This window comes from Priestia sp. TGN 0903 (assembly GCF_050846855.1).
GTDB lineage: Bacteria > Bacillota > Bacilli > Bacillales > Bacillaceae_H > Priestia > Priestia zanthoxyli.
Genome location: NZ_JBOZGL010000031.1, coordinates 1 through 1,360, shown reverse-complemented (window position 1 = coordinate 1,360; position 1,360 = coordinate 1). Strand labels below are relative to the sequence as shown.

At 48.4% G+C, this 1,360-nt stretch carries 1 rRNA gene; it reads left to right on the top strand.

What is annotated here, in order from left to right:
- Positions 1-108: 108 nt before the first annotated feature.
- Positions 109-1,360 (top strand): 23S ribosomal RNA (locus ACRPLY_RS26740); the annotation flags it as partial.

Below are 1,360 nucleotides of genomic sequence, written 5' to 3'. Positions count from 1 at the left end.
ATTGTTCTTTGAAAACTAGATAACAGTAATTGCTGAGGAAAAGTGAAACTTTTCTTTAATCAAACCAATAAATAACACAACTTTATGTTGTACCATTTATTCGCTAATGGTTAAGTTAGAAAGGGCGCACGGTGAATGCCTTGGCACTAGGAGCCGATGAAGGACGGGACTAACACCGATATGCTTCGGGGAGCTGTAAGTGAGCTTTGATCCGGAGATTTCCGAATGGGGAAACCCACTGTTCGTAATGGAACAGTATCTTTATCTGAATACATAGGATATTGAAGGCAGACCCGGGGAACTGAAACATCTAAGTACCCGGAGGAAGAGAAAGCAAATGCGATTTCCTGAGTAGCGGCGAGCGAAACGGAATTAGCCCAAACCAAGAGGCTTGCCTCTTGGGGTTGTAGGACACTCTATACGGAGTTACAAAGGAACGAAGTAAATGAAGCGACCTGGAAAGGTCCGTCGAAGAAGGTAACAACCCTGTAGTTGAAACTTCGTTCCCTCTTGAGTGGATCCTGAGTACGGCGGAACACGTGAAATTCCGTCGGAAGCTGGGAGGACCATCTCCCAAGGCTAAATACTACCTAGTGACCGATAGTGAACCAGTACCGTGAGGGAAAGGTGAAAAGCACCCCGGAAGGGGAGTGAAAGAGATCCTGAAACCGTGTGCCTACAAGTAGTCAGAGCCCGTTAACGGGTGATGGCGTGCCTTTTGTAGAATGAACCGGCGAGTTACGATCCCATGCAAGGTTAAGCTGATAAGGCGGAGCCGTAGCGAAAGCGAGTCTGAATAGGGCGTTTAGTATGTGGTTGTAGACCCGAAACCAGGTGATCTACCCATGTCCAGGGTGAAGTTCAGGTAACACTGAATGGAGGCCCGAACCCACGCACGTTGAAAAGTGCGGGGATGAGGTGTGGGTAGCGGAGAAATTCCAATCGAACCTGGAGATAGCTGGTTCTCTCCGAAATAGCTTTAGGGCTAGCCTCATGTTGTGAGAGTCTTGGAGGTAGAGCACTGATTGGACTAGGGGCCCCCAACGGGTTACCGAATTCAGTCAAACTCCGAATGCCAAAGACTTATCCATGGGAGTCAGACTGCGAGTGATAAGATCCGTAGTCAAAAGGGAAACAGCCCAGACCACCAGCTAAGGTCCCCAAGTATACGTTAAGTGGAAAAGGATGTGGAGTTGCTTAGACAACCAGGATGTTGGCTTAGAAGCAGCCACCATTTAAAGAGTGCGTAATAGCTCACTGGTCGAGTGACTCTGCGCCGAAAATGTACCGGGGCTAAACGTATCACCGAAGCTGTGGATTGACATCTTTGATGTCAGTGGTAGGAGAGCGTTCTAAGTGC